The sequence below is a fragment of the Rhodoferax saidenbachensis genome (assembly GCF_031457975.1).
GTDB classification, from domain to species: Bacteria; Pseudomonadota; Gammaproteobacteria; order Burkholderiales; family Burkholderiaceae_C; genus Allorhodoferax; species Allorhodoferax saidenbachensis_A.
The window spans coordinates 149,564-174,368 of sequence record NZ_JAVDXO010000008.1; the positions used below are offsets into that span (position 1 = coordinate 149,564).

A 24,805-nucleotide genomic window follows, 5' to 3' on the forward strand; every position below is an offset into this window, starting at 1 on the left:
GCCTTCCTGGCCGTAACTCCCGCGCAGTGTGCGCGGGAGTTACTACAGATATAGCAAAAACCGGCTTTAGTTCAAGCGCATACCAGTCACCAGATGCGTCACGTTGTAGCGCATCATCTGCAGGTAGGTGGTGGCGTCGGGCTGGTCGGCGGCAGATAGGGCATCGGCATATAAGGTGGGGCCCAGTGTGGCGCCGGCGTCCTTACTCAGCTGGGCAATGAGCTTGGGGCTGCCCATGTTTTCGAGGAACACCGCGCGTATTTTTTCACGCTGGATTTGCCGGATCAGCTGCGCCACCTGTTTGGCGCTGGGCTCCGCCTCCGTGCTGATGCCCTGAGGCGCCAGGAACTGGATGCCGTAGTGCGCGCCAAAGTAGCCAAAGGCGTCGTGCGAAGTGATCACCTTGCGCTTGGCCGCGGGAATGCTGGCGATTTGTGCTTGCGCCCAGGTGTCTAGCGCTTGCAGTTCCTTCACATAGGCCTCGGCATTGGCCTGGTAGCTGCCGGCGCCGGCCGGGTCGGCATGGGCTAGGCCAGTGGCGATGTTGCGCACGTAGAGGATGACGTTCTGCGGGTTTTGCCAAGCGTGGGGGTCGGCCTCGGTGTGGCCGTGTTCATCGGCCAGGCTGCGCGGCCTCACGCCCTTGCTGGCCACCAGCACGGGGCCGCGGTAGCCAGCCGACTTGACCAGCTTGTGTGCCCAGGGCTCGAAGCCCAGGCCGTTGGTGACCAGCAGCTTGTTGGCCAGCACAGTCTTGGCGTGGCCGGGCGTGGGTTCAAACACGTGGGCGTCTTCGTTGGGGCCGACCAGCGAGGTCACGGCCACGCGCTCACCACCCACCACGCGCACCAGATCGCCCAGGATGCTGAAGCTGGCAGTGACGGGCAAGGGCGTGTCGGCATGCGCTGAACCCAGCAGCGTCAGGGCGGTGGCAGTGGCGAGCAGGAAACGGCGGGGAAAGGTGGCAAAGGCGGGGTCGTGCGGCATGAAAGCTCCAGAGGGTTGGTAAAAAAGGGTAGGAAGGTCAGGCCACGCGGTGGGTCGTGGTGCGCAGCCGGGGCAGCCAACCCCCGGGGGCGATAAGCAGCGAGATGGCGTAGAGTCCGCCCGCGCAGCCGATGATGGTGGGCCCCGACGGCGTGTCGCAGTGGTAAGACAGCAGCAGCCCGGCCACGCCGGCCAGCGCGGCCTGGGCGCTGGCATTGAGCAACTGGGCGGGCAGGGTGTCGTGCCAGAGGCGCGCGCTCACGGCGGGCAGCATCATCAGGCCCACGGCCATCAGCGTGCCCAGCGTCTGAAAGCCCGCCACCAGGTTCACCACCACCAGCACGAGAAAGCCTTGGTGCCACACCCACGCGGGCAGGCCATGGCGGTGGGCGGCCAGAAACACGGGGTCCAGCGTCTCCAGCACCAGGCCACGGTACATCAGCGCCAGCGCCAGCAGGCTCACGGTGGTCACACCGGCCACCAGGCGCAGGCCTGCCGTGTCCACGCCCAGCGCGCTGCCAAACAAAATGTGCAGCAGGTCCAGCTGGGTGCCATGGCGTGCAATCAGTGTGACGCCCAGCGCCAGCGCTACGAGGTAGATGGCGGCCAGGCTGGCGTCCTCCTTCAGTGTGGTGAAGCGGCTTACCGCGCCCGCCACACCTGCCACCAGCAAGCCGGCCAGCACGCCGCCCAGCGCCATGGCCGTGAGCGACAGCCCACTGACCATGAAGCCCAACGCCACGCCGGGCAGGATGGCGTGGCTGAGCGCATCGCCCAGCAGACTCATGCGCCGTAGCGTGAGAAACACGCCCAGTGGCGCAGCGCTGAGTGACAGCGCCAGCGTGGCCACCAGTGCGCGGCGCATGAAGGCGAAGTCGGCAAAGGGCGCGACGAGCAGGTCCCAGGCTTGGGGAAACACGGTGTCCATGGGGTTCAGCTCGCGGTTTGCAGTAGAGGCGCAGCGGCTGGGGCATCGGCTTCACACCAGGGTGCCTGCTCGTCCCAAGCTTCTGCCATGGCGCGGGCGCGCTGCAGATTCGCAGGGGTCAACACCTGTGCTGTATGGCCCCAAGCAACGAGCTCGCGTGCCAGCAGCAGCGTGTTCGGAAAGTGCGTGTGCACCTGGGCATCGTCGTGCAACACGGCCACCACGGTGCGGCCTTGTGCATGCCACTGCTGCACCAGGCCCAGCAGCGTGGCGGTGGTGTTGGCGTCCACCGCGTTGAAGGGTTCGTCCAGCAGGATGAGTTGCGCGTCCTGCACCAGCAGGCGCGCAAACAGCACACGCTGCAGCTGGCCGCTGGAGAGCGTGCCCACGGGGCGGCGCTCAAACCCTTGCAGGCCCACGGTGTGCAGGGCGGCGTCCACATCGCGCAGCATGGTGGTCGTGGCGCTGCCAAAGGCGCCGCTGCGCCGCCACAGGCCCAACAGCACGCAGTCGCGCACGTCCAGAGGGAAGCTGCGGTCCAGCTCGCTTTGCTGGGGCAGGTAAGCCAGCTGCTGGCGCGGCAGACCCAGCATGACGCCCGCCGCGGGAAGCAGCCCGGCGATGCTTTTGAGCAGCGTGCTTTTGCCTGCCCCATTAGGCCCCACCACCGCGGTGAGCGAGCCTGCGGCGAACTCCCCGCTGACATGGTGCAGCGCCGGGTGGCGGCGGTAGCTCACTGTCAGGTTGTCCAAGGTGACCAGTGCGCTCATAGCGGGGCCACCTCGGTGCAGGCCCAGGCCACGGCCAGCCACAGCAGCACCAGCGCGGGCACCACCACGGCAGCACGGCGCCAGGCGGGCCAGGCCAGCACGCTGGGGCGCGAGGGGCTGTGTAAAGACGGTGTAAAAGGGCGTGGATCGGTGGGTGCCATCGTTAATAATGCAACTAGATTGCAGTAAATGGAGTGCAAATATAACGCAACTTGGTTGCGTATTTGCATTTAATGCAACACAATTGCATTTTTAAAAGGCGTTGTATGGCCCCCTTGCCCCCGTCCACAGACCCGATTGACGCGCTGTTGTCGGCCCACGGCCTGCGCCGCACGGCCGCAGCCCGCCAGGTGCTGGGCTGGCTGCTGGCCCACCCGGACACCAGCTACACCCATGCCCAGTTGCAGGTCGCGTTGGCCGACGACACGGACGCCGCGCTGGACCGTGTGACGCTGTACCGCCTGATCGACCGGCTCACCCAGGTGGGCCTGCTGCTGTGCCGCGTGGACAGCCAGCGCGTGCGCCGCTACCAGGCCATGCCCACCAGCGTGCATGCCATTCCCCATTTCGAATGCCAAAGCTGCCACCGCGACAGCCCGCTGGCCGGCGCGCTCAAGGCCAATGCCAATGACCTGGAAAAAGCCGCCCAAACTGCGCTGGAAACGCTGGCGGCGCTGGGCTACCAGGGCATGAGCATGGACTTTGCGGTGCGCGGCGTTTGCGTGGACTGCGCCACCGGTACAGCAGCGCCCGAAGTTGCAGCAGGGCCTGCCGCATGATCCGCACGCAGGACCTGCGCTACCAATACGCGGGCGCCGATGCGGCGCTGCAGTTCCCCGATGTGGACGTCGCCCAGGGCGCGGTGCTGCTGCTCAGCGGCCCCTCGGGCTGCGGAAAATCGACCTGGTTGGCGCTGGTGGCGGGGCTGGTTGCGCCGACGGCCGGCACCGTAGAGGTGGCCGACCAGTCGCTGCATGCTCTCAAATCTGTAGCTGCTGACGCATGGCGGGCAAGGGCTATTGGCTTCTTGCCGCAAAAATTGCACCTGAGCGCTGCGCTGACCGTGCAGCAAAACCTGGCCATGGCGCAGTGGGCGGCGGGCCAACCGGAAGACGCCACCGCCATCCACACCGCGCTGCAGGCGCTGGGCGTGGCCGAGTTGGCGGGGCGCAAGCCTGCGCAGCTGTCGGGCGGGCAAGCGCAGCGCGTGGCGCTGGCGCGTGCCGTGCTGCTGCAGCCGCGTGTGCTGCTGGCCGACGAGCCCACGGCGAGCCTGGACGACGAGGCTGCGGCGGACGCCGTCGCACTGTTGCTGGCCACCGCCCGCACCCACGGCGCCACGCTGGTGATTGCCACGCACGATGCACGCGTGGCGGCGCTTATTCCCACCGGGCCTGATGGTCAAATAGGCTTCCAGCCCTTGCACTTATTGCGCCAGCCGCTCCTGAAACAGGAGCAAGTCGCATGAAGACGCTGTCGTTTGCCTGGCGTTATCTGTGGTCGCGCCCACTCGGCGCCGCACTCAATGTGCTGTTGCTGAGCCTGGGGCTGGCGTCCATCACCTTTTTGCTCTTGGTGGGTGCGCAACTCAGCAAGGCGTTTGACCGCGATCTGGCGGGCATCGATGTGGTGGTGGGCGCCAAGGGCAGCCCCATGCAGCTCATTCTCTCGGGCGTGCTGCACATCGACGTACCCCCCGGCAATGTGCCGCTCAAGGCCGTGAAAGAGTTGGCCAAGAACCCGCTGGTGGCGCAGATCATTCCCATCAGCCTGGGTGATAACTTTGCCAGTTACCGCATCGTGGGTACTTCGCATGCGTACATGGACCACTACGGCGCCACACTGGCCCAAGGTCGCGTGTGGGATGCGCCCATGCAGGTGGTGCTGGGCGCCACCACCGCGCGCAAGCTGGGCCTGCAATTGGGCCAGAGCTTTGTAGGCTCACACGGCCTGGGCGCGGGTGGCCATTTGCATGGCGACAACCCCTACACCGTGGTGGGCATCCTGGCGCCCAGCGGCAGCGTGCTGGACCGCCTCATCCTGACCGACACTGCATCCGTCTGGAAGGTGCATGAGGACTACACGGCGGTGGACGACGACGACCGCAAGGTGATGGAAGAGGAGCGCGAGATCACCATGGCGCTCGTTAAGTACAAGACGCCCATGGCGGCGCTGAGTTTTCCGCGCTACGTGAACACCAGCACCGAGATGCAGGCCGCGGCGCCCGCGCTGGAGATCAGCCGCCTGCTGCACATGCTGGGGCTGGGCACCGACGTGCTGCGCGCCTTTGCCGGCGTGCTGCTGCTCACCGCCGGGCTGAGCGTATTCATCGCACTATGGAGCGCGGTGCGCGAGCGCCGGGCCGATTTGGCGCTCCTGCGCATGCTGGGCGCACCGCCGCGCAAGGTGGCTGCGCTGTTGTTGAGCGAAGCCTTGTGGCTGGGGCTGGTGGCCGCCGTGCTGGGCGTGCTGCTGGGCCAGGCCTGCACGGCTGCGCTGGCCTGGTTGCTGCAGCTGGACAACTCACTGCTGATCGGTGGCGTGGTCTGGCCCGTGGAGCTGTGGATCGTGCCCTGCCTGGCGCTGGGCGTGTCGCTGGTGTCAGCCCTGTTGCCCGCCATCGGTGCCTATCGCGTCAGCGTATTGGAACTCTTGCAATCCCGATAAACCAACTGAAGAGGTATTTATGAAAAAAGCACTCCTAGCCCTCGTATTCCTTGCGCAAGTAGCTACGTTTTCCATAGCAAAGGAAAGCGCAGAAGACACCAAACAGGATGTACTCAAGCACCGTGCCATCGCCGCCGCACACCTGGCTGCGGCCACCTGCCGCGAGTCCGGCAAGGACGAAGACGTCTGCAACAAGGACTTGCAAGCCGCCTGCAAGGGCCTGGCCATTGGCAAGTTCTGCGGCATGAAGCACGAACACTGAGGGCGTAAACTAGGCCCGTTGGAGATCACACCATGAAACCCTTGGCCCGCGTCCTTGCCCTGTCCCTCAGCCTGATGGCCGTCGCGGCAACAGCCCAACTGAGCTCGCCCATGGGCGGCGCAGCCATCCCGCCCGGCGGTATTCCGCTGGGCAGCGGCCCCGGTGTGCACAGCCCCAACAGCCCGTTCGCCCCGCTGCAAGACCGCGCCGATGTGCTGCCCTGGTCGGTGCTGACCGCGGTGAAGACCAAAAATGAGAAGAACCGCCTGCTGCCGGTGTTTCCGTCGGACGTGCAGGCGCTCAACAAGAAGAGCCAGCGCATCCAGGGCTTCATGATGCCGCTGGAGCCCGGCGAGAAGCAGAAGCACTTTTTGCTGAGCTCGGTGCCACTGACCTGTGCCTTCTGCGTGCCCGGTGGGCCCGAGAGCATGGTGGAGGTGAAGACCAAAACCCCAGTCAAGTACTCGCTGGAGGCCGTGGTGGTGGAAGGCCAGTTTGCGGTGCTGAGCGACGACCCCTACGGCCTGTACTACCGCATCACCGACGCGGTGCCCGTGAAGTAAAGCGGTTACGCCGCGTATGCCCTTGGACCATCCGGTCGTCTCGTCCCTGTTGCCGGTGGTTCTGCTGATTGTGGTGGGGCTCATCACCGGCAAACTCAAACTGATCCGCCAGGAGGCGGTGCGCGATCTCTCCAACCTCGTGTTTCTGGTGCTGACGCAGGCGCTGCTGTTTCGCACCATGAGCAGCGTGCACATCGAGACGCTGGACTTTCGCCCCGTCTCGCTCTATTTCGCCGTGGCCGCAGGCCTGTTCACTGCGCTCTTGTTGATACAAGGCGCCAGCAGCCGCGCGGCGGTCATTGCGCTCTCGGGCACGTTCAGCAACACCGTGATGATCGGCATCCCGCTGGTCGGTCTGGCCTATGGCAAAGAGGCACTGGTGCTGCTGTTTACGCTTATCTCTCTGCACGCGCTGGTGTTGCTCACCTTTGCCACCGTGGTGCTGGAGCTGCTGCACGCGCGTGAGCAGTCCCGGTACAGCGATGCGCCCGAGCGCCATCCGCTGGTGTCCATCGGCTTGGCCGTGCGCAACGCGGTGGTGCACCCCGTGCCCATGCCCATCATCGCGGGCCTGCTGTTTGCGCAGACGGGCTGGACCCTGCCCGACGTGGTGGACCGGCCGCTGGTGTTGCTGGGCAATGCCTTTGGCCCGGTGGCGCTGGTACTGGTGGGCGTCACGCTGTCGCAGGCCTCCATCGGTCGGCATCTGAAAGGCGCCCTGGTCGTGTCTGCGGTGAAGACCCTGCTGCACCCCGCGCTCATGGCGCTGGCGGGCTATGTGTTTGGCCTGCGCGGTATGTCGCTCACGGTGCTGGTGGTAGCGGCATCGCTGCCCATCGGTGCCAATGTGTTCTTGTTCTCGCAGCGGTATCAAAAGGCGGAGGATCTGGTCACGGCCAGCGTGGCGGTGTCTACGTTGGTGGCCTTGGTCAGTGTGACCTTGGTGATGACGTTGGTGCCGTTGATTGCCTGAGCTGTTAAGTACCGTTTTTTTAACACCCACTCCCCCAGCCCCTCGCCCCGTCGGCGAGGGGAGTCTTAACAGCCGTATCTTGTTGTGTCGCGCCGGCTACGTTGCTACTGGCGGTGCTTTAGATCTGCGGGTTCTCTCCACGGCCCACGCCTGCGTTGGAGGGTCTTCGGAGATGTGGGGTGGTCAACGCTGGCGGCTGTGCTCGCCAGTGGCGGTGCGCAACCTGTTCGAGTTCGCCACAACCGTTGGTGCTGGCCGCAGAGCGAAATAACGGTGGCAACCTCACTGAATTAATTCCGTATTCGGCGCGCAGACACCAAATCGGCTGTTAAAGGCTCCCCTCGCCGACGGGGCGAGGGGCTGGGGGAGTGGGTGTTAAAAAAGCGGTGCAGCTGAACAAAAAATTAGGGCGCAAGCCGCTCGCGCCGCCAGCCGCCGCTGTCTTCCAGCGTATACCGCAACCGGTCATGCAGCCGACTCTTGCGCCCCTGCCAGAACTGCCAGTTGTCGGGTTTGAGACGGTAGCCCCCCCAATGCGGCGGGCGTGGAGGCTTCAACAAGAACTGCGCGGCGTACTTGGCGGCATTGGCCACCAGCACACCACGCCCCGGGATGACTTCGCTCTGGGGTGATGCCCACGCGCCAATGCGCGAATCCAGAGGGCGACTCTGGAAGTAGGCGTCGCTTTCTTCATCACTGACCTTTTCCACCAGGCCTTCAATGCGCACCACGCGCTCTAGCTCCACCCAGTGGAACTGCAGGGCCGCGTATGGGTTGCCGGCCAGCTCGTGGCCCTTGCGGCTGTCGTAGTTGGTGTACCAGACGATGCCTTGCGCGTCATAGCCCTTGATCAGCACCACGCGGGTGCTGGGGCGCAGGTCGCTGCCCACGGTGGCCAGCGTCATGGCGTTGGGCTCGGGCACCTCGCCGCTAATGGCTTCTTTCAGCCACTGGTCAAATTGTTGCAAGGGATCGGCGTGTGAGGCTTTTTCGTCCAGTTCGGCGCGCTCGTAGCTTTTGCGAAGGTCGGCAATGGAAGTCATATGGCCAGTATAGGGATGAAGGGTACCGGGCGATTTCATGGGGTCATGCTTTTATTAGGGATTCCCCTTGCTGTGCTGGAGCCCGGCAGTGACTACGCTGTGTTGGCTAAGGCACCTTCAACAAGGAGACACCCCCATGAGCGTCAAATTCCAAGTCAATGGCAAGGCGGTGACCGCGAACGCAGAGCCTGATACCCCGCTGCTGTGGGTAATCCGCGATGAACTGGGCATGACCGGCACCAAATTCGGTTGCGGGGCTGCACTTTGCGGGGCGTGCACGGTGCATGTGAATGGTGCGCCCGTGCGGGCCTGCCAGACGCCGCTGTCCACCGTGGCAGGCAAGAAGGTGGCCACCGTGGAGGGGCTGTCGCGCAACAACACGCACCCGCTGCAGGTGGCATGGATCAAGCACGACGTGCCGCAGTGCGGCTACTGCCAGTCGGGCCAGCTCATGAGCGCAGCGGCATTGCTCGCCGGCAACAAGAACCCCTCCGATGCGGACATCGATGCCGCCATGAGCGGCAACCTCTGCCGCTGCGGCACCTACTCCCGCATCAAGGCTGCCATCAAGGATGCGGCCTCCACGATGCGCAAAGCCTGAGGAGCAGCACCATGACCAAGATCCAAAACGCTTCGCGTCGCGACTTCCTCAAGACATCTACAGCCCTGGCCGGTGGCGGCCTGCTCATGGGCATTGCAGTGCCCGGCGCGCTGCAGGCCGCTGGCACTGTGCACACGCCCAATGCCTGGGTGCACATTGCTGACGACAACACCATCACACTGATATCGGCGCGCTCCGAGATGGGGCAGGGGGTGTACACCTCCATGCCCATGCTGATTGCTGAAGAGCTCAACGTGGACCTGCGCAAGGTGAAGGTGCGCATTGCGCCGCCCAATGCCAAGCTCTATGGCAACCCACTGCTCGGCGGCCCGCAGCTCACAGGCGGATCGACCTCGGTGCGGGATGGCTGGGAGAAGCTGCGCATCGGTGGTGCCCAGGTGCGTGAAATGCTGATCAGCGCGGCCGCCAACCAATGGAACGTGGACCGCTCCACGCTGAAAGCAGCCGACGGCATGGTGATTGGCCCGAACGGCAAAAAGGCTAGCTACGGATCGCTGGCGGCCGACGCCTCCAAGCTGCCTGTGCCGGAGAAGGTGAGTATCAAGGACCCCAAGGACTTCACCATCGTGGGCAAGCGAACCAAGCGTCTGGATACGCCCATGAAGGTCAACGGCACGGCCGAGTTTGGCATCGACGTGAAGCTGCCCGGCATGGTCTACGCGGCGCTGGAGCAGTGTCCGGTGATCGGTGGCAAGGTCAAGTCGTTTGATGCAGCCAAAGCCAAGCCCATGCCCGGCGTGATTGCCGTGGTGGAGATTCCCGACGGCGTGGCCGTGGTGGCCAACAGCTGGTGGCGGGCCAACACCGCACGCAAGACGGTCAACATCACCTGGGACGAAGGGGCTGGTGCTGCGCTGAACGAAGTGGCCATGCTCGACAGCCTGCGCGGCGCGGCCAAGACCGGCACACCGATTCCGCTCAAGGCCGTGGGCGATCCCGAGGCCGTGATTGCTGCGTCCAGCAAAGTGGTGCGTGCCGAGTACGCCAGCCAGTTGCTGTCGCACTCGCCACTGGAGCCCATGAACTTCACCGCCGACTACAACAACGGCAAGGTGCGCCTGATCGGCCCCACACAGTGGCAGGACGCTGCGCAGAGCGCCATCGCCGCCGCTGTGGGTGTGAAGCCCGAAGACGTGAGCGTGGAAACCACTTTCCTGGGCGGTGGGTTCGGGCGGCGCATTGACATCGACTTCATCATCCAAGCCGCGCAAATCTCCAAGGCGGTGGGCAAGCCGGTCAAACTGGTGTGGTCGCGTGAAGATGACATGACGCACGATTTCTACCGCCCGCAGGCCATCCACACCATGGCCGCAGCGCTGGGCGCCGACGGCAAGCCCAGCGCCATGACGTTCCGCTTAACTTCGCAGTCGGTCACCGGGCGCATCTTTGGCTTGCCCGCCCCGGTGCAGGACCCGCTGATGACGGAGGCCGCCGTGGCGGGCTACGACATCCCGGCCTCGCGCCACGACGTGGTCAAGCACGACGCTGGCCTGCGCGTGGGCTACTGGCGCTCGGTCAGCCACGCGCTCAACGCCTTTGCCAACGAGAGCTTTATTGACGAACTGGCGATTGCCGCAGGTCAAGACCCCTACGCCTACCGCATGAGCTTGCTCGACAAGCAGCCGCGCTTTGCCAACGTGCTCAAGTTGGCGGCGGACAAGGCGGGCTGGGGCAAGCCGCTGCCGGCAGGCCGCTCGCGCGGCATTGCGCTCATGGAGGGCTATGACACCTACATGGCCCAAGTGGCCGAGATCAGTCTGGAAGGCGGTGCCGTCAAGGTGCACAAGGTCACGGTGGCCGCGGACTTGGGCCGCATGGTGAACCCGGACACGGTGGAGGCGCAGATCCAGTCCAGCATCGTGTTTGGTCTGGGGGCCGCGACCATGCAGGAGATCACGCTGGTGAACGGGCGCGTGCAGCAGACCAACTTCAACACCTTCCCATTGGTGCGCATGTATGAGACGCCCGTGATCGACATCACGCTGGTCAACAGTACCGAGAAGCCCGGCGGCATTGGCGAACCTGCCACGGCCTTGGTGGCGCCCGCCATCGCGAATGCGGTGGCAGCGCTCACCGGCAAGCGCGTGCGCAAGCTGCCCATCAACGAAGCGGCGATCCGGGCCGCCTGAGCGGCCAAGTCGCTACAGTGCGGGTATGGAAAGTCTGGATTTAAGGGTGCTGGGGGACGCGCTGGCCTGGAAGCAGGCCGGCCACGCCGTCACGCTGGTCACGGTGGTGGAGACCTGGGGCAGCGCGCCGCGCCCGCCGGGGGCCCTGCTGGCCGTGCGCGATGACGGCGTGGTCAGCGGCTCGGTCTCGGGCGGCTGTGTGGAGGACGACCTGATCGCCCGTACCAAGGCGGCGCTGAACCAGTCGACCGATGCCCAATCCACCAAGCCGTCGATGATGGCCTATGGCGTCAGCAAGGAAGAGGCCGCGCGCTTTGGCCTGCCCTGCGGTGGCACGCTGCGCCTGGTGCAGGAGCCATTGCATGACACGGGCTGGATCCGCACGGTGCTGCAGCGCACGGCAGACCACCAACTGGTGGCGCGCACGCTGACCTTGTCGACCGGTGCGGTCGCGCTGCACCCTGCGGCACGCGGCCAGGCCATGCAGTTTGACGGCACCACGCTCACCACGCTGTTTGGCCCACGCTGGCGCCTGCTGCTCATCGGCGCCGGCCAGTTGTCGCAGGCGGTGGCCCACATGGCGACCGCGCTGGACTTTGAGGTGCTGGTATGTGACCCACGCGAGGAATACGCCGCCGTGCTGGAGATGGCTGCTGTGCCGGGCGTGCGCCGGGTGGAGGGCATGCCAGACGACGTGGTGCGCAACCTGCAGCCGGACGCCCACACCGCCATCGTGGCGCTCACGCACGACCCCAAGCTGGACGACATGGCCCTGCTGGAAGCGCTGGGCAGTGATGCGTTCTACGTGGGGGCACTGGGCTCGCGCCGCAACCAGGAGGCACGCAAGCAGCGCCTGGCCGAACACTTTGACTTGACCGAAGCCCAGCTGGCCCGCTTGCACGGCCCCGTAGGGTTGAAGATTGGCGCGCGCACCCCGGCCGAGATTGCTGTGTCCATCGTGGCCGAAATCATCCAGGTGAAAAACACCGTGGCCACGCCCGCCGTGGCCCACGCTGCATCCGGCTGTGCTACCTGAGGCGCAGCGCCTGCCCGTGGTGCTGGTATTGGCCTCGGGCCGGGGCGAGCGCTTTCTGGCATCCGGCGGCACCACCCACAAGCTGCAGGCCGACCTGTGCGGTGCCACCGTGCTGCAGCGCACGCTGGACGCCGTGCGCGCCAGCGGCCTGCGCTGGCATCTGGAAGACGCGGGTCACCCCGGCATGGGTGACAGCATTGCCGCCGCGGTGCGTGCCACGCGCGATGCGATGGCGGGCTGGATGGTGCTGCCGGCGGACCTGCCGCTGGTACAACCGGATACCTTGGTTACCATCGCCCGCGCACCCCTGGAAGGGGAAGTTCTGGTACCGTGGTTTGAAGGCCAGCGGGGCCACCCGGTGCGCTTTGCAGCCAGCTGTGGTCATGCGCTTGCCAGTTTGCAGGGTAATCAGGGTGCAGCCCCCGTAGTATCTGCGCGAGCAGCTAGCAAAATGATAGTGACTGATGCGGGCTGCGTGCTGGATATTGACACCGTGGACGACCTGGAGCGGGCCCGCGCCGCGTGGCGGCAATCCCGCTAGTTCGTACCCGCCTGGTAACTCTGCCTGCACACAAGCTGGGGTTTCCCAGTTACCATCAGGAGGTGTAATTTAGTTACAAGACCACCATGCCAGACACCACTCCATCCTCCGCCGCTTTGCACCCCGTTGTCGAGGCCGTCACCCGCCGCATCCGCGAGCGCAGTGTGGTCACCCGCACCGCCTACCTGGCCCAACTGGACCAGGCCGCCAACCGCAAGCCCGGCGCCGACCGCATGGGCTGTGCCAACGTGGCCCACGCCTTTGCCGCCATGCCCGACGCCGACAAGACCCGCGTCACCGGGCTGGACAAGCTCAAGATCGTGGAAGAGAAGGGCGCCAACATCGGCATCGTCAACGCCTACAACGACCTGCTCTCGGCCCACGCGCCGCTGCAGCACTACCCCGACCTCATCAAGGTGGAAGCCCGCAAACACGGCGCCACGGCCCAAGTGGCTGGCGGTGTGCCCGCCATGTGCGATGGCGTGACCCAGGGCACCCCCGGCATGGAGCTGAGCCTGTTCAGCCGCGACGCCATCGCCATGGCCACCGCCGTGTCGCTGAGCCACGATGTGTTTGATGCCGCGCTGATGCTGGGCGTGTGCGACAAGATCGTGCCCGGCCTGCTGATTGGCGCGCTGCACTTTGGCCACCTGCCCACCGTGTTTGTGCCCGCCGGCCCCATGACATCCGGCCTGCCCAATAACGAAAAAGCCAAGGTGCGCGAGAAAGCGGCCCAAGGCCTGGTGGGCCGCCCCGAGCTGCTGGCTGCCGAAAGTGCTGCGTACCACGGCGAAGGCACCTGTACCTTCTATGGCACGGCCAATAGCAACCAGATGCTGCTCGAAGCCATGGGCCTGCACGTGCCCGGCACCGCCTTCATCAACCCCGGCCAGGATGTGCGCCAGGAACTGACGCGCGAAGCCGTGCGCACCGTACTGGCCATCACCAAGGCCAAGCGCTTTGCGCCCATTGGCCGTGTGGTGGACGAGCGCTGCATCGTCAACGCCATGGTGGCCCTGCTGGCCACCGGCGGCTCCACCAACCACCTGATCCACTGGGTGGCCGTGGCCCGTGCCGCCGGCATCGTGATCGACTGGAATGACTTCTCGGCCCTGTCGGACGTGGTGCCGCTGCTCAGCCGCGTGTACCCCAATGGCAGTGCCGACGTGAACCAGTTCCAGGCCGCAGGCGGCCCGGGCTATGTGATCCGCGAATTGCTGGACGCCGGCTTCATGCATGCGGATGTGTTGACTGTGCGCGCCAACGGCCTGCGTGAATTCACCGCCATCCCCTCGGCCAAGGCCGACGGCGCCTTGCAGTGGACCGACCCCGGCGCCAGCAAGGACGAATCCGTGGTGCGCCCTGCGAGTGCGCCCTTCAGCGCCAGTGGTGGCCTGAAACTGCTCAAGGGCAACCTGGGCCGCAGCGTGATCAAGGTGTCTGCCGTGCCGGACGACCGCCACATCATCGAAGCGCCTTGCCGCGTGTTCGACTCACAAGACGCGCTGCACAAGGCCTTCAGCGCCAACGAGTTGAACCACGACGTGATCTGCGTGGTGCGCTGGCAGGGCCCGCAGGCCAACGGCATGCCCGAGTTGCACAAACTCACGCCGCCGCTGGCCGTGTTGCAAGGCAAGGGCTACCGCGTGGCGCTGGTCACCGACGGCCGCATGAGCGGCGCGTCGGGCAAGGTGCCTGCCGCCATCCACGTGTCGCCCGAAGCCGCCGCTGGTGGCCCCTTGGCCAAGGTGCGCGATGGCGACATCATCCGCCTGGACGCGAACGCCGAAACCCTGCAAGTGCTGGTGAGCGACGCTGAATGGGCCGCCCGCCCGCTGGACACCATGCCCGACGAGCTGCGCGCTGCCAATGGCATTGGCATGGGCCGCGAACTGTTTGCCAACTTCCGCCGCAACGCACTGGCCGCCGAAGAAGGCGCCTGCACCTGGTTCTGAACCCAACAACCTATAACGTCGATCTGGAATTACTATGTCTCAAGTCCCCGCCTTTACCGCCCTGCAAGTGATGCAGGACGCCCCCGTCATCCCCGTCATCGTGTTGAACGATGTGGCCCACGCCGTGCCCATGGCCCGCGCCCTGGTGGCTGGCGGTGTGCGCATGCTGGAAGTGACGCTGCGCACCCCTCAAGCCCTGGCCTGCATGGAAGCCATTGCCCGTGACGTGCCCGAAGCCGTGGTCGGCGCCGGTACTGTGCGCAGCAAGGCCGATGCACAAGCCGCCGCCAATGCGGGCGCGCGCTTTGCCGTGAGCCCCGGTTACACCAGCGCCGTGGGCCAAGCCTGCCGCGACCTGGGCCTGTCGCTCCTGCCCGGTGTGGCCACCGGCAGCGAAATCATGATGGCGCAAGAAGACGGCTTCACCCAACTCAAGTTCTTCCCCGCCATGCAGGCCGGCGGCCCGGCCATGCTCAAGGCCTGGAGCGGTCCGTTCTTCGACGTGAAGTTCTGCCCGACAGGCGGCGTGACGCTGCAAAACGCGCCCGAATTCCTGGCCCTGCCCAACGTGATCTGCGTAGGTGGTTCGTGGATCGTGCCGGCCGATGCGATGCTGAAGGGCGAGTGGGACAAGATCACCCAGCTGGCGAAGGATACGCAGGCGCTGCGCAAGTAAGCTGATTTTTTGGATGAAAATGAAAGAGGGCTGCAGCCCTCTTTTTTATTGCCCAAGTAGCTATGGATTTCGTAGCGTATGGCGCTACTGGTGGTGCGTGACCAAGCGGTGACGCACGGTGTGGACGGATGCGGGATTGTGAATCTCTGCCTACGCTAAGGCCAGCTTCAGGGCATGTGTGGTTCAATACCCAGCGCGCTGTTGCGGCCCATTCACGGTCAACATGGGGCGTCACAAAGGGGAACTGTGCTGCTACTCAAATCGCTCCTGACTTGGCTGCTCATACTGTGCCTGGCGGTGGCCAACGGAGCCTTGCGCGAGGTAGTTCTGATCCCTTCTATTGGTAAGAGCCTCGGTTTCATTCTGAGTGGTGCACTGCTCTCCGTGTTCGTGGCATTTGTGGCGTATGCCTTTGTTCGTTTTCAGCCAGGCATCACCGTCTCGCAAGGTTTCCGAATCGGCATCCTTTGGGTGTGCCTGACGCTGGGCTTTGAGTTCAGCTTTGGGCGCTACGTCCAGCACAAGTCCTGGGCTGAGCTGCTCGACGCCTACACATTCAAGGACGGCAACGTCTGGCCTGTTGTCCTTCTCATCACTCTTCTGGCACCATACTTTGCTGCCCTGTTTCACGCAAAATCAAGGCATGCAAAGAGTGGCTGTTAACTCAAAATGTTGCGCCTCGGCAAACTAGAGCTCACATCCCCTCCCACAACTGAAGGAGAGTCCATGTCCAAACTTCGCGTAGAAAGCTTCACCATCTCGCTGGACGGCTTTGGTGCAGGCCCTGACCAAGATCTGAACAACCCACTCGGTGTGGGCGGGACCTCCTTGCATGGTTGGGCGATACCGACCAAGACGTTTCAGAAGCACCTGTTTGGCAACGACGTCGGAGCGACAGGCATTGACGAGGACTTTGCCCAGCGCGGCTTTCAGAACATGGGCGCCTGGATCATGGGGCGCAACATGTTCGGCCCCGTGCGCGGGCCCTGGCCCGATGAGAGTTGGCGCGGCTGGTGGGGCGAGAACCCGGTGTACCACGTGCCAGTGTTTGTGCTCACCAACCACGCGCGCCCGCCGCTGGTCATGGAAGGCGGCACAACATTCCATTTTGTGACTGAAGGCCCCATGGTCGCGCTGGAGCGCGCCCGTGCAGCGGCAGGTGGCAAAGATGTGCGGGTGGGCGGTGGCGTGAACACCATCCAGCAATACCTGCGCCTGCGCCTGATTGACGAGATGCACATTGCCATCTCGCCAGTGTTGTTGGGGGCGGGGGAGCGGCTGTTTGAAGGCATCAACCTGCCTGCTTTGGGCTACGCTTGCACCCGGCACGAAAGTTCACCACTAGCCACACACGTGGTGTTGACGCGGCAGTGACCACGGGAATGCATACCCCATGCTCCTCCTTGCTTCTCTGCTCATCTTCATCACGGGCTGTGCCCATTCCTACCTGGGTGAGCGCTACATCATCATGCGGTTGTTGAAGCGCGACGGGCTGCCCAAGCTTTTCGGCGGCACAGAGTTCACAGCGGGCACGCTACGTTTTGCTTGGCACATCACCACGGTGGCTTGGTGGGCCTTTGCGTTGCTGTTGGCGCTGGCTAGCCAGAACGCACTCTCTTCAACCCGTGTCCTGCAGGTCATCGCCGGGGCGTCCGTCGTCTCCGCTGCGCTCCCGCTATTGTTTACACGCGGCAAGCACCTGTCCTGGCTCGTCTTTCTGCTCGTTGCGGCCCTTGTTTGGCTGGCTATCTAAGTTCCACTGACGCAGAATTGGTTACCCAAGGAGAATGCCCATGACCCCCAAGAACACGATTTGTATCTGGTACGACGGTGGCGCACTGGAGGCCGCTGAGTTCTACGCCAAGACCTTCCCCGATAGTGCGGTGGGCGCGGTGCATTACGCGCCCGGCGACTACCCCATGGGCAAGCAGGGCAATGTGCTGACGGTGGAGTTCACCGTGATGGGCATTCCGTGCCTGGGCCTCAATGGCGGGCCGATGTTCAAGCACACCGAGGCCTTTTCCTTCCAAGTGGCGACGGACGACCAGGAAGAGACTGACCGCCTGTGGAATGCCATCGTGGGCAACGGTGGCCAGGAGAGCCAATGCGGCTGGTGCAAGGACAAATGGGGCCTGTCGTGGCAGATCACGCCGCGCGCCCTGACAGACGCCATGGCAGCCCCTGACCGCGCAGCGGCCAAGCGTGTGTTCGAGGCGATGATGGAAATGCAGAAAATAGACATCGCCAAGATCGAAGCCGCCCGGCGCGGTTGATTCGATCGCAGAACTCAAGCCATTCGCCACCCCATCCACAGGGTCCACACTGCCGTCAGCACTAGCAAGCCGCCCAGCCAATGGCTGAATGTGGTTTGGCTGCTAGAGCTTGCGCGCAACCACACGCGCAATTGCGCGGCCACCAGCACCACACCACCATACACGGCGATTTGCGCAGCGGCAGTGATGGCGCCCAGGGCGACGGACTGGGCGGCGATATTGCCCAGTTGCGGGCGGATGAACTGGGGGAACACGGCCAGCATGAAGATATACGCCTTGGGGTTCATGAGGCAGGTGAGGGTGGCGCGCACGAATGTGCTGTGCAAGGGGCGTGAGGGCTGGTCTTGCACTTCCGACAGCGCCTGCGTGTTGCGCAGCAGGCCGTAGCCCATCCACGCCACATACAGGCTGCCGGCCAGCAGCAGCACGTTGAACGCCACGGGCAAGTGCTGCAACAGCAAGCCCACGCCTAGCGCACCCATGGCCACATGCACCATGCCGCCCAACACAATGCCTGCCACGGCGGCGGCCCCGGCGCGCCGGCCGTCCACCAGTGTGCTGGCCAGCACAAAGGCCATGTCCATGCCCGGCAGCACCACGATGCCAGCCACCAAAACCGCATAAAGCCAGAGGTGTTCCATCTCGATTCCCTGTTCATTTGTGAAGATGGGAGTGAGTGTGTGCAGTAATAGCTGCCACCGAATGTCAGCTTTTATCGATACTATGCAAAGATGCGTGCCAGCCGCCTTTTGACCATCCAGATGCTTTTGCAAACCCGCGGGCGCATGAGCGCACAGGCGTTGGCCGAGGTGCTGGAGGTGTCGGTGCGCACGCTGTACCGCGATGTGGACCAGCTCACCGCAGCGGGTGTTCCCATTTATGCAGAGCAGGGGCGCAATGGTGGCTTTCAGCTAGTAGAAGGCTGGAAGACCACGCTCACCGGCTTCACAGCGTCCGAGTCGCAGGCGGTGTTTATGAGCGGGCTGGCCGGCCCGGCGGCCGAGCTGGGCCTGGGCCAGCAGGTGGTGGACGCGCAGCTCAAGCTCATGAGTGCGCTGCCCGCGCACCAGCGCGATGACGCCCAGCGCGTGCAGGCCCGCTTTCACCTGGACCCGGCCGACTGGTACCGTGAGGCCGACCCGGTGCCACACCTGGCCACAGTGGCCGCAGCCGTGTGGCAAGACCGGCAACTGAGCCTGCGCTACGACAGCTGGAAGGCCGAGGTGCAGCGCATCGTGCACCCACTGGGTCTGGTGCTGAAAGCGGGCGTCTGGTACCTGGTAGCCACCAGTGACGCCAAACCGCACACCTACCGCATCTCCAATATCCTGGACGCCGAGCTGCTGGACAAGGCCAGCACGCGGCCCAAGCGCTTTGACCTGCCAGCCTATTGGACCGAATCGATCCAGCGCTTTGAAGCCGAGCTGTACCAGGGCCACGCCGTGGTGCAAGCCACAGCCCAGGGTGTGAAGCAGCTGCGCCAGCTCAGCAGCGCGGTGGCCAAGGCCGTGGCGGCGCAGGCACCTTCCGTACAGCCCGGCAAGACGGTGCGCATCAAGATCCCGATAGAAACGCTGGAGAACGCCAGCTACCAACTGCTGCGCATGGCTCCGGATGTGGAGGTGCTGTCGCCCGTCGCCCTGCGCCGGGCCATAGTGCAGCGCCTGAAGGCGATTCAGGCCTGCTATGCGAGTGATTGATAGAGAAATCGGTCTCTAGCCTCCGTGGATATTGCGCAAGCAGCTATCTATTTAATAGCGTACTGGCTTAGCGCAGCCCGCCACCTACGGCCTGCTCGGCGCGTTGGATCAGCTCGATCTTGTAGCCATCGGGGTCGGTCACAAACGCGATCACTGTGGTGCCGCCCTTGACGGGGCCGGCCTCGCGCGTCACGTTGCCACCGGCCGCCTTGATCTTCTCGCAAGCCGCATACGCGTCGGGCACGCCCAGCGCGATGTGGCCGTAGGCGGTGCCCAGCTCGTAGCTCTCGGTGCCCCAGTTGTAGGTCAGCTCGATCTCGGCCTGGCCGGGGTTGCCGCCGTCAAAGCCGAGGAAGGCGAGGCTGTACTTGTACTCGGGGTTTTCCGAGGTGCGCAGCACTTGCATGCCGAGCACGTTGGTGTAGAAATCGATGGAGCGTTGAAGGTTGCCAACGCGCAGCATGGTGTGGAGGAATCGCATGCCGAACATTGTGCCGCAGCCTGCGTTTACCCGGGCAGCTTGAGGTCAAACACCAGGCAGGTGGTGGTGGCATGGGCGTACAGCGTGCCGTCGGGTCCGACGATGCGTGCCTCGGCCGTGGCTAACTGGCGCCCGCAGTGGATGACCTTGCCTTCGGCACGCACGCGGGGTGTCTTGGCGGGGTTGATGGCCTTGACGAGATTGACGCCCAGCTCTGCCGTGGTGTAGCCGCGTCCCACCGGCATGAGCGTGTGCACCGCGCAGCCCAGGGCCGAGTCCAGCATTGTGGCGTACCAGCCGCCATGGATGCCGCCCATGGGGTTCAGATGCTCCGGGCCAGGGCTGCCCTGAAACACGGCGCGCCCCTCAGACACCTCAATGATGGTGAAGTCCAGCGTCTTGGCAATGGCGGCATAGGGCAGTTCGCCGCGCAGCATGGCTTGCAGCAGTTCTATCCCGGTCAGGTGCATCACTTGGTCTGGCCGGGCCACGCCGGGGCCTGGGCCGGCGTTCAAACGTGCAAGCACGGCGGCTTCTTCGGCCAGCCAGGCGTCCAGGGCGGCGGGAGTGGTCATGGTGTTCATTGAAATCTCGTCAATAAGGTCATTAAAAATACATTGTTGTATATGCAACTGATGTAGATACAATAATTGACATGAAAACCCTTGTCAAGCCAATTGCTGTCGCGGATGTTCTCAAGCCGCAGGGCTGTACGAATTTGAAGCTGCGTCAGCTCATGCGCCGCGTGGCCCAGTACTACGACGCGGAGCTGGCCAAGACTGGCCTGAAGACCACGCAATACTCTCTGCTCTCCCATGTGGTGAAGCTGGGGCCGATTCGCGCAGTGGACCTGGCCGGTGCCATGCGCATGAGCACCTCCACACTGTCGCGCAACCTGCAGCCGCTCATTGCTGCCGGCTGGATTGAGGTGAACGCGGGCGACGACGCGCGCAGCCGCCTGATCACCGCCACGGATGCGGGGCAGACCAAACGCACCGAGGCGCAGCGCAAATGGCGTATTGCTCAAGAAGGCATCAACGCCACCTTGGGCATAGCGCGCGTGTCGGCCCTGCACGCCCTGATTGACGAATCCCTGGAACTTTTATCCCCCCTGGAATCTGGAGACGACGATGTCTGATACTCCCACGACGACTTCCACCCCCCGCACGTTCGCCGTGTGGGTGGTCCTGCTGGCTGCGGCCGGCGCCTTCGCTCTGACCATGGGCACGCGCCAAACCATGGGTCTGTTCTTGAGTTCGCTGAACACCTCCACTGGTCTGGGGGTGGGCAGCATCAGCCTGGCGTTTGCGTTTGGCCAGCTGTGGTGGGGGCTGACGCAGCCGTTTGCCGGTGCGTTTGCTGACCGCGTGGGCGCAGGGCGCGTGCTGTTGCTGGGTGTGTCGTTGGTGGCGCTGGGTACCTTCATCACCCCGTTCATGTCCACGACCGCCGGGTTGATATTTGCGATCGGCGTGCTGGCTGCCGGTGGTGCCGGCATGGCCGGTCCTGCGGTGCTGATGGCGGCCACCACGCGCCTGCTGCCCGCCAACAAGCGCGGTATGGCCACTGGCATCGTGAATGCGGGCGGCTCCTTCGGTCAGTTCATCATGGCGCCGATTGCCGGAGCGCTCATGGTCAGTGTGGGCTGGGGCCACGCCATGCAGGTGATGGCTGGCCTAGTGCTGTTGGCGCTACCTGCGGCCTTCTTCCTCAAGGGCAATAACGTGCAGGTGGCGGCACCCGGCGTCAAGTCCATGAGCACGGGCGACGCAGTGCGTCTGGCGCTGCGCACGCCCAGTTTTTTGCTATTGGCGGCGGGCTTCTTTGTTTGTGGTTTCCACGTGGCGTTTTTGGCCACGCACTTGCCGGGCGTGGTGGCTGCGTGTGGCCTGCCTACCCAGTGGGGTGCCTGGGCGCTGGGGATTCTGGGGCTGTTCAACATCGTGGGCAGCATCGCCATGGGCTGGGCCGTAGGCCGCTGGCGCATGAAGTCGCTGCTGTCGCTGGTCTACAGCGTGCGTGCCATCGCCGTGCTGGTGTTTTTGCTGGCGCCCAAAACCGGCCCCGTGGTGCTGGTGTTCGCCGCCGTCATGGGGGTAAGCTTTCTGTCCACCGTACCACCCACCGCGGGCCTGGTGGCCAAGTTCTTTGGCACAGCCCACATGGCCACGCTGTTTGGTCTGGTGATGCTGACGCACCAGGTGGGGGGCTTCCTTGGCGCATTCCTGGGTGGCAAGATTTTTGATGCAACCGGCAGCTACAACTGGGTCTGGTACATCGACATCGTGCTGGCCGTGGGCGCCGCGTTGATCCACTTCCCGATCAAGGAAGCCAAGCTGGTGCGCCAGCCCGCGTAAACTCCGGCCGCATGAGCACCTTCACCAAAGTCATTCTGTTCACCGACACCGATGGTTTCGCCAAATTCCGCGAGGAGACGATCCCGCTGGACGGAGGCACGCCGCAGGCCATGTTGTCCGATGTGTTTGCCTCCGGTGGCTACCAACTGCGTACCAGCCCCGTAGGCTTTCGCAGCCAGTTCCACTGCTCGGGCCACACACAGTGGTGCTTCATCCTGCAGGGGCAGATGGAGATTGGTGTGCACGGCGAGTCGCGCATCTTCAAACCCGGTGAGCATTTTTACTCTGCCGACTTGCTGCCAGAAGGCGCCACATTCGATGCCGCTATCCATGGCCACTGGAGCCAGCAGGTGGGGCCAGATGCGCTGGTGACCCTGTTCGTGCGTGGTTAAGTCCTGGTGGCCGCACCTTGCAGTGCGCCCGAATGAATCCGCTGTACGCCGGGTCGCCCCGCCTTGACGGCTTGCACAAGACCCGCAGCCACATCCGTGACCAGGATGGAGCGGTAGTTCGCGGGAATCAGCGGCCCGAGCCAGCGGGACACATTCAGCGCCCAGATCTCGCCCTTGCGTACCGGTTGGTCCAGTGAAGCGCGGTTGCCCGCCAGCATGGACGGCTGTGCAATGGAAATACTGGCGTAGCCAATGGAAGACACCGCAGCCTCCATATCGCCCTTGGTCCGGTTGTAGAAAATGCTGGATTTGGCGTCTGCGCCCATGGCACTGACTACTCCTAATTTCGTAGCGCCTTGCGCATAGGCTGCGCGGGCTACAGCCACAACGGCCTCATAGTCGACGGCACGGAAGGCCTGCTGGCTGCCCGCCACCTTGATGGTTGTGCCCAGACAAATAAAAACATCGTCGATCCGCGGCAGCTCGGGGAGCGCCGCGAAGTCGACGATGTGTTGGGTCAGCTTGGGGTGGGTGAGAGGCAGCGTGCGCCGCCCCAGACTGTGTACCGCGCGGTAGTGCTTATCGGCTAGAAGAGCCGCCAGAACCTCGCGGCCCACGAGACCCGTTGCCCCCGCCACCAAAGCCACCCGAGCGGCCACCGCCGCCGAAGCCTCCGCCACCACCACCGTATCCGCCACCGCCATTGCCGCCTCCGTTGCGGTTGCCACCGCCGTAACTGCGGCGAGCGCCGCGTTCGGCCATCATATCGACGCTGGTGCGCATGGGGTCTGGTTGACCAGCAGGTGCGCGGGGCGCACGGGGTTCATTGGCAAAGCCGGCAGGCTGGCCCATGCCGGGACCGCGGCCACGGCCTTGGCCCTGGGGAGGACGAGCACCTTGCGGGCGTGGCGGCTGGAATTCGCCGCTGCGGTCGGCACCGCGGCCTTGGCCGCCGCCGCCGTTACCACCACCATTACCGCGCTGGCCTTGGCCGCCACGGCCACCGCCATTACCACCGTTACCACCACCAGAGCGTGCACCGCCCTGGCCGGTCTTGCTGTCACGCACGCGTTGCAGCATTTCGGTGCGGGCAGCCTTGGCAGCTGCCTGCATCACATCGCGGCTAGGCGGCTTGCCTGCACCGCCCCAGATGGTCTGGCGGCCCATGGCGATGGGTTCGCCCTTTTCACCGGGTTCGGGGCCGAAGCCGTCGATGACCTTGACGTCAATCTTTTGCTTGGTGAAGCGCTCGATGTCCTGCATGAAGCCTTCTTCGTCCAGGCACACCAGGTTCACGGCAGCGCCGTCGGCACCCGCGCGGCCGGTACGGCCGATGCGGTGCACATAGTCTTCGCTGACGTTGGGGATTTCGTAGTTCACCACGTGCGGCAGATCGTCAATGTCGATACCGCGGGCGGCAATGTCGGTGGCCACCAGGGCGCGCACATCGCCGCTCTTGAAGCCCGACAGCGCCTGGGTACGGGCGGCCTGGCTCTTGTTGCCGTGCAGCGCCATGGCGGTGATGCCGTTTTTCTCGAGAAACTCGGCCACGTTGTTGGCGCCAAACTTGGTGCGGGTGAACACCAGCACCTGGCTCCAGTTTTGTTCATTGATGATGTGGGCCAGCAGGGCCTTTTTCTTGCCGCGACCCACGGGGTGGATCACTTGCGTGATGCGCTGCACCGTGGTGTTGCGTGGCGTTACTTGCACGCTTTGTGGGTTCTTCAGCAGGCCGTTGGCCAGCTCGCGGATTTCATCGCTGAAGGTGGCGGAGAACAGCAGGCTTTGCTTTTCCTTGGGTACCAGGGCCAGCACCTTCTTCACGTCGTGGATGAAGCCCATGTCCAGCATACGGTCAGCTTCGTCCAGCACCAGCATTTGCACCTGGCCCAGGTCCAGCATGCCTTGTTGGGCCAGGTCCAGCAGACGGCCGGGGGTGGCCACCAGAATGTCCACGCCTTTTTTGACCTTGGAGATTTGCGGGTTCATGCCCACGCCGCCAAAGATGACGGTGGAAGACAGTTGCAGGTATTTGCCGTACTGGCGCACCGACTCTTCCACCTGGGCGGCGAGTTCGCGGGTGGGGGTCAGCACCAGCGCACGGATGCCGGTGCCGCCAAATTTGTTTTGCGCACTGCGGCTCATGGAGAGGCGGTGCAGCAGGGGCAGGGTAAAGGCTGCCGTTTTGCCGGTACCAGTCTGGGCGCCGCCGAGCAGGTCATGGCCTTCCAGCACCAGCGGAATCGCCTGGGCCTGGATCGCGGTGGGGGTCTCGTAACCCTGCTCGCGCACGGCTTTGACAATGGCAGGGGCCAGGTTCAGTTCTTCGAAGTTCATTGGATAGATGCGTCCGTCCGGGACGCTTGGGAATCGGCCGTTCTGCAGGCACCAGGGCCAGCAGTCAGTCAAAGGCAGATGGATTCAAAAGTGGGACGCCCTGTGTCGTGGGG

Annotated in this window: 30 protein-coding genes; 20 read left to right on the forward strand and 10 right to left on the reverse strand. The window is 64.4% G+C overall.

The window, feature by feature from the left end; all coding sequences use genetic code 11:
• Positions 1 to 66: 66 nt before the first annotated feature.
• Genes J2X15_RS16320 through J2X15_RS16335 form a run of 4 tightly spaced genes read right to left on the reverse strand, consistent with a single transcriptional unit; the run spans position 67 to position 2,846 of the window.
• Positions 67 to 987, reverse strand: a complete 921-nt coding sequence (locus J2X15_RS16320) for a metal ABC transporter substrate-binding protein (RefSeq protein ID WP_310344682.1) — start codon at positions 985 to 987, stop codon at positions 67 to 69.
• Between the two features lie 37 nt (positions 988 to 1,024).
• Entirely contained in the window at positions 1,025 to 1,915 is an 891-nt protein-coding gene (locus J2X15_RS16325) for a metal ABC transporter permease (RefSeq protein WP_310344684.1), read from the reverse strand.
• A 5-nt stretch (positions 1,916 to 1,920) separates the two neighbouring features.
• Positions 1,921 to 2,685: a metal ABC transporter ATP-binding protein gene (locus tag J2X15_RS16330; RefSeq protein WP_310344686.1), complete on the reverse strand. Its 765-nt coding sequence runs from the start codon at positions 2,683 to 2,685 to the stop codon at positions 1,921 to 1,923.
• A complete protein-coding gene (locus J2X15_RS16335) occupies positions 2,682 to 2,846 on the reverse strand; it encodes a hypothetical protein (RefSeq protein WP_310344688.1) in 165 nt (54 codons plus the stop codon). The genes J2X15_RS16330 and J2X15_RS16335 overlap by 4 nt, the downstream gene beginning before the upstream one ends.
• A gap of 105 nt (positions 2,847 to 2,951) precedes the next feature.
• Between J2X15_RS16335 and J2X15_RS16340 the strand changes: the two genes are divergently transcribed.
• Genes J2X15_RS16340 through J2X15_RS16365 form a run of 6 tightly spaced genes read left to right on the forward strand, consistent with a single transcriptional unit; the run spans position 2,952 to position 7,150 of the window.
• The gene (locus J2X15_RS16340; RefSeq protein ID WP_310344690.1) at positions 2,952 to 3,464 is read left to right on the forward strand and encodes a Fur family transcriptional regulator; all 513 of its coding nucleotides are present in this window, start codon (positions 2,952 to 2,954) and stop codon (positions 3,462 to 3,464) included.
• On the forward strand, positions 3,461 to 4,153 hold the full coding sequence (locus J2X15_RS16345; protein ID WP_310344691.1) for an ABC transporter ATP-binding protein: 693 nt from the start codon (positions 3,461 to 3,463) through the stop codon (positions 4,151 to 4,153). The genes J2X15_RS16340 and J2X15_RS16345 overlap by 4 nt, the downstream gene beginning before the upstream one ends.
• On the forward strand, positions 4,150 to 5,352 hold the full coding sequence (locus J2X15_RS16350; protein ID WP_310344694.1) for an ABC transporter permease: 1,203 nt from the start codon (positions 4,150 to 4,152) through the stop codon (positions 5,350 to 5,352). The genes J2X15_RS16345 and J2X15_RS16350 overlap by 4 nt, the downstream gene beginning before the upstream one ends.
• A 19-nt stretch (positions 5,353 to 5,371) precedes the next feature.
• Positions 5,372 to 5,614, forward strand: coding sequence for a hypothetical protein (locus tag J2X15_RS16355; protein ID WP_310344698.1), 243 nt, complete (start codon positions 5,372 to 5,374; stop codon positions 5,612 to 5,614).
• A gap of 32 nt (positions 5,615 to 5,646) precedes the next feature.
• Entirely contained in the window at positions 5,647 to 6,177 is a 531-nt protein-coding gene (locus tag J2X15_RS16360; RefSeq protein WP_409034296.1) for a DUF3299 domain-containing protein, read from the forward strand.
• A gap of 16 nt (positions 6,178 to 6,193) precedes the next feature.
• Positions 6,194 to 7,150 carry an AEC family transporter gene (locus J2X15_RS16365; protein ID WP_409034297.1) on the forward strand — a complete coding sequence of 319 codons (957 nt, stop codon included), beginning with the start codon at positions 6,194 to 6,196 and terminating at the stop codon, positions 7,148 to 7,150.
• A 404-nt stretch (positions 7,151 to 7,554) separates the two neighbouring features.
• On the opposite strand, the gene pdxH is transcribed toward J2X15_RS16365, so the two are convergent.
• Positions 7,555 to 8,193: a pyridoxamine 5'-phosphate oxidase gene (gene pdxH, locus J2X15_RS16370; RefSeq protein ID WP_310344700.1), complete on the reverse strand. Its 639-nt coding sequence runs from the start codon at positions 8,191 to 8,193 to the stop codon at positions 7,555 to 7,557.
• Between the two features lie 136 nt (positions 8,194 to 8,329).
• Between pdxH and J2X15_RS16375 the strand changes: the two genes are divergently transcribed.
• The 10 genes from J2X15_RS16375 (at position 8,330) to J2X15_RS16420 (ending at position 17,425) form a co-directional block, all read left to right on the forward strand.
• Entirely contained in the window at positions 8,330 to 8,794 is a 465-nt protein-coding gene (locus J2X15_RS16375; RefSeq protein ID WP_310344702.1) for a (2Fe-2S)-binding protein, read from the forward strand.
• An 11-nt stretch (positions 8,795 to 8,805) separates the two neighbouring features.
• Entirely contained in the window at positions 8,806 to 10,944 is a 2,139-nt protein-coding gene (locus J2X15_RS16380; RefSeq protein WP_310344705.1) for a xanthine dehydrogenase family protein molybdopterin-binding subunit, read from the forward strand.
• A 25-nt stretch (positions 10,945 to 10,969) separates the two neighbouring features.
• Complete coding sequence (locus J2X15_RS16385; protein WP_310344708.1) at positions 10,970 to 11,980, forward strand: XdhC family protein; 1,011 nt, start codon at positions 10,970 to 10,972, stop codon at positions 11,978 to 11,980.
• Complete coding sequence (locus tag J2X15_RS16390; RefSeq protein WP_310344711.1) at positions 11,970 to 12,521, forward strand: nucleotidyltransferase family protein; 552 nt, start codon at positions 11,970 to 11,972, stop codon at positions 12,519 to 12,521. Before J2X15_RS16385 ends, J2X15_RS16390 begins: the two co-directional genes overlap by 11 nt.
• Before the next feature lie 86 nt (positions 12,522 to 12,607).
• On the forward strand, positions 12,608 to 14,476 hold the full coding sequence (gene edd, locus J2X15_RS16395; protein ID WP_310344714.1) for a phosphogluconate dehydratase: 1,869 nt from the start codon (positions 12,608 to 12,610) through the stop codon (positions 14,474 to 14,476).
• Between the two features lie 34 nt (positions 14,477 to 14,510).
• Positions 14,511 to 15,152 carry a bifunctional 4-hydroxy-2-oxoglutarate aldolase/2-dehydro-3-deoxy-phosphogluconate aldolase gene (gene eda / locus J2X15_RS16400; protein WP_310344717.1) on the forward strand — a complete coding sequence of 214 codons (642 nt, stop codon included), beginning with the start codon at positions 14,511 to 14,513 and terminating at the stop codon, positions 15,150 to 15,152.
• A gap of 246 nt (positions 15,153 to 15,398) precedes the next feature.
• Positions 15,399 to 15,815 (forward strand): hypothetical protein, encoded by a 417-nt coding sequence (locus J2X15_RS16405; protein WP_310344720.1) that lies wholly within the window; start codon positions 15,399 to 15,401, stop codon positions 15,813 to 15,815.
• 63 nt (positions 15,816 to 15,878) lie between these two features.
• Positions 15,879 to 16,526: a dihydrofolate reductase family protein gene (locus J2X15_RS16410; protein WP_310344723.1), complete on the forward strand. Its 648-nt coding sequence runs from the start codon at positions 15,879 to 15,881 to the stop codon at positions 16,524 to 16,526.
• A gap of 19 nt (positions 16,527 to 16,545) precedes the next feature.
• A complete protein-coding gene (locus tag J2X15_RS16415; RefSeq protein ID WP_310344725.1) occupies positions 16,546 to 16,905 on the forward strand; it encodes a hypothetical protein in 360 nt (119 codons plus the stop codon).
• Positions 16,906 to 16,945: 40 nt separating this feature from the next.
• Positions 16,946 to 17,425: a VOC family protein gene (locus J2X15_RS16420; protein ID WP_310344726.1), complete on the forward strand. Its 480-nt coding sequence runs from the start codon at positions 16,946 to 16,948 to the stop codon at positions 17,423 to 17,425.
• A gap of 14 nt (positions 17,426 to 17,439) precedes the next feature.
• Here J2X15_RS16420 and J2X15_RS16425 read toward each other — a convergent pair whose 3' ends face one another.
• Entirely contained in the window at positions 17,440 to 18,066 is a 627-nt protein-coding gene (locus tag J2X15_RS16425) for a LysE family translocator (protein WP_310344728.1), read from the reverse strand.
• Between the two features lie 120 nt (positions 18,067 to 18,186).
• On the opposite strand from J2X15_RS16425, the gene J2X15_RS16430 reads away from it, so the two are divergent.
• Positions 18,187 to 19,125 (forward strand): helix-turn-helix transcriptional regulator, encoded by a 939-nt coding sequence (locus J2X15_RS16430; RefSeq protein ID WP_409034298.1) that lies wholly within the window; start codon positions 18,187 to 18,189, stop codon positions 19,123 to 19,125.
• Positions 19,126 to 19,192: 67 nt separating this feature from the next.
• On the opposite strand, the gene gloA is transcribed toward J2X15_RS16430, so the two are convergent.
• Both gloA and J2X15_RS16440 read right to left on the reverse strand, forming a co-directional pair.
• Positions 19,193 to 19,606 carry a lactoylglutathione lyase gene (gene gloA / locus J2X15_RS16435; RefSeq protein ID WP_310344732.1) on the reverse strand — a complete coding sequence of 138 codons (414 nt, stop codon included), beginning with the start codon at positions 19,604 to 19,606 and terminating at the stop codon, positions 19,193 to 19,195.
• A 26-nt stretch (positions 19,607 to 19,632) separates the two neighbouring features.
• On the reverse strand, positions 19,633 to 20,181 hold the full coding sequence (locus tag J2X15_RS16440) for a PaaI family thioesterase (RefSeq protein WP_310344832.1): 549 nt from the start codon (positions 20,179 to 20,181) through the stop codon (positions 19,633 to 19,635).
• A gap of 80 nt (positions 20,182 to 20,261) precedes the next feature.
• On the opposite strand from J2X15_RS16440, the gene J2X15_RS16445 reads away from it, so the two are divergent.
• Genes J2X15_RS16445 through J2X15_RS16455 form a run of 3 tightly spaced genes read left to right on the forward strand, consistent with a single transcriptional unit; the run spans position 20,262 to position 22,355 of the window.
• Positions 20,262 to 20,744: a MarR family winged helix-turn-helix transcriptional regulator gene (locus J2X15_RS16445; protein ID WP_310344734.1), complete on the forward strand. Its 483-nt coding sequence runs from the start codon at positions 20,262 to 20,264 to the stop codon at positions 20,742 to 20,744.
• Positions 20,737 to 21,963, forward strand: a complete 1,227-nt coding sequence (locus tag J2X15_RS16450) for an MFS transporter (RefSeq protein WP_310344737.1) — start codon at positions 20,737 to 20,739, stop codon at positions 21,961 to 21,963. The genes J2X15_RS16445 and J2X15_RS16450 overlap by 8 nt, the downstream gene beginning before the upstream one ends.
• 11 nt (positions 21,964 to 21,974) lie before the next feature.
• The gene (locus J2X15_RS16455; RefSeq protein WP_310344741.1) at positions 21,975 to 22,355 is read left to right on the forward strand and encodes a cupin domain-containing protein; all 381 of its coding nucleotides are present in this window, start codon (positions 21,975 to 21,977) and stop codon (positions 22,353 to 22,355) included.
• Here the strand turns inward: J2X15_RS16455 and J2X15_RS16460 are convergent.
• The gene (locus tag J2X15_RS16460; protein ID WP_310344744.1) at positions 22,352 to 22,972 is read right to left on the reverse strand and encodes a Rossmann-fold NAD(P)-binding domain-containing protein; all 621 of its coding nucleotides are present in this window, start codon (positions 22,970 to 22,972) and stop codon (positions 22,352 to 22,354) included. The genes J2X15_RS16455 and J2X15_RS16460 overlap by 4 nt on opposite strands.
• Positions 22,935 to 24,692 carry a DEAD/DEAH box helicase gene (locus J2X15_RS16465; protein ID WP_310344747.1) on the reverse strand — a complete coding sequence of 586 codons (1,758 nt, stop codon included), beginning with the start codon at positions 24,690 to 24,692 and terminating at the stop codon, positions 22,935 to 22,937. The genes J2X15_RS16460 and J2X15_RS16465 overlap by 38 nt, the downstream gene beginning before the upstream one ends.
• Between the last annotated feature and the right edge of the window lie 113 nt (positions 24,693 to 24,805).

Excerpts from the sequence above, each read along its gene's own strand:
- J2X15_RS16320 (WP_310344682.1), bottom strand. The coding sequence starts at position 987 with ATGCCGCACGACCCCGCCTTTGCCACCTTTCCCCGCCGTTTCCTGCTC.
- J2X15_RS16325 (WP_310344684.1), bottom strand. The coding sequence starts at position 1,915 with ATGGACACCGTGTTTCCCCAAGCCTGGGACCTGCTCGTCGCGCCCTTT.
- J2X15_RS16330 (WP_310344686.1), bottom strand. The coding sequence starts at position 2,685 with ATGAGCGCACTGGTCACCTTGGACAACCTGACAGTGAGCTACCGCCGC.
- J2X15_RS16335 (WP_310344688.1), bottom strand. The coding sequence starts at position 2,846 with ATGGCACCCACCGATCCACGCCCTTTTACACCGTCTTTACACAGCCCC.
- J2X15_RS16340 (WP_310344690.1), top strand. The coding sequence starts at position 2,952 with ATGGCCCCCTTGCCCCCGTCCACAGACCCGATTGACGCGCTGTTGTCG.
- J2X15_RS16345 (WP_310344691.1), top strand. The coding sequence starts at position 3,461 with ATGATCCGCACGCAGGACCTGCGCTACCAATACGCGGGCGCCGATGCG.
- J2X15_RS16350 (WP_310344694.1), top strand. The coding sequence starts at position 4,150 with ATGAAGACGCTGTCGTTTGCCTGGCGTTATCTGTGGTCGCGCCCACTC.
- J2X15_RS16355 (WP_310344698.1), top strand. The coding sequence starts at position 5,372 with ATGAAAAAAGCACTCCTAGCCCTCGTATTCCTTGCGCAAGTAGCTACG.
- J2X15_RS16360 (WP_409034296.1), top strand. The coding sequence starts at position 5,647 with ATGAAACCCTTGGCCCGCGTCCTTGCCCTGTCCCTCAGCCTGATGGCC.
- J2X15_RS16365 (WP_409034297.1), top strand. The coding sequence starts at position 6,194 with ATGCCCTTGGACCATCCGGTCGTCTCGTCCCTGTTGCCGGTGGTTCTG.
- pdxH (WP_310344700.1), bottom strand. The coding sequence starts at position 8,193 with ATGACTTCCATTGCCGACCTTCGCAAAAGCTACGAGCGCGCCGAACTG.
- J2X15_RS16375 (WP_310344702.1), top strand. The coding sequence starts at position 8,330 with ATGAGCGTCAAATTCCAAGTCAATGGCAAGGCGGTGACCGCGAACGCA.
- J2X15_RS16380 (WP_310344705.1), top strand. The coding sequence starts at position 8,806 with ATGACCAAGATCCAAAACGCTTCGCGTCGCGACTTCCTCAAGACATCT.
- J2X15_RS16385 (WP_310344708.1), top strand. The coding sequence starts at position 10,970 with ATGGAAAGTCTGGATTTAAGGGTGCTGGGGGACGCGCTGGCCTGGAAG.
- edd (WP_310344714.1), top strand. The coding sequence starts at position 12,608 with ATGCCAGACACCACTCCATCCTCCGCCGCTTTGCACCCCGTTGTCGAG.
- eda (WP_310344717.1), top strand. The coding sequence starts at position 14,511 with ATGTCTCAAGTCCCCGCCTTTACCGCCCTGCAAGTGATGCAGGACGCC.
- J2X15_RS16410 (WP_310344723.1), top strand. The coding sequence starts at position 15,879 with ATGTCCAAACTTCGCGTAGAAAGCTTCACCATCTCGCTGGACGGCTTT.
- J2X15_RS16415 (WP_310344725.1), top strand. The coding sequence starts at position 16,546 with ATGCTCCTCCTTGCTTCTCTGCTCATCTTCATCACGGGCTGTGCCCAT.
- J2X15_RS16420 (WP_310344726.1), top strand. The coding sequence starts at position 16,946 with ATGACCCCCAAGAACACGATTTGTATCTGGTACGACGGTGGCGCACTG.
- J2X15_RS16425 (WP_310344728.1), bottom strand. The coding sequence starts at position 18,066 with ATGGAACACCTCTGGCTTTATGCGGTTTTGGTGGCTGGCATCGTGGTG.
- J2X15_RS16430 (WP_409034298.1), top strand. The coding sequence starts at position 18,187 with ATGCTTTTGCAAACCCGCGGGCGCATGAGCGCACAGGCGTTGGCCGAG.
- gloA (WP_310344732.1), bottom strand. The coding sequence starts at position 19,606 with ATGCGATTCCTCCACACCATGCTGCGCGTTGGCAACCTTCAACGCTCC.
- J2X15_RS16440 (WP_310344832.1), bottom strand. The coding sequence starts at position 20,181 with ATGACCACTCCCGCCGCCCTGGACGCCTGGCTGGCCGAAGAAGCCGCC.
- J2X15_RS16445 (WP_310344734.1), top strand. The coding sequence starts at position 20,262 with ATGAAAACCCTTGTCAAGCCAATTGCTGTCGCGGATGTTCTCAAGCCG.
- J2X15_RS16450 (WP_310344737.1), top strand. The coding sequence starts at position 20,737 with ATGTCTGATACTCCCACGACGACTTCCACCCCCCGCACGTTCGCCGTG.
- J2X15_RS16455 (WP_310344741.1), top strand. The coding sequence starts at position 21,975 with ATGAGCACCTTCACCAAAGTCATTCTGTTCACCGACACCGATGGTTTC.
- J2X15_RS16465 (WP_310344747.1), bottom strand. The coding sequence starts at position 24,692 with ATGAACTTCGAAGAACTGAACCTGGCCCCTGCCATTGTCAAAGCCGTG.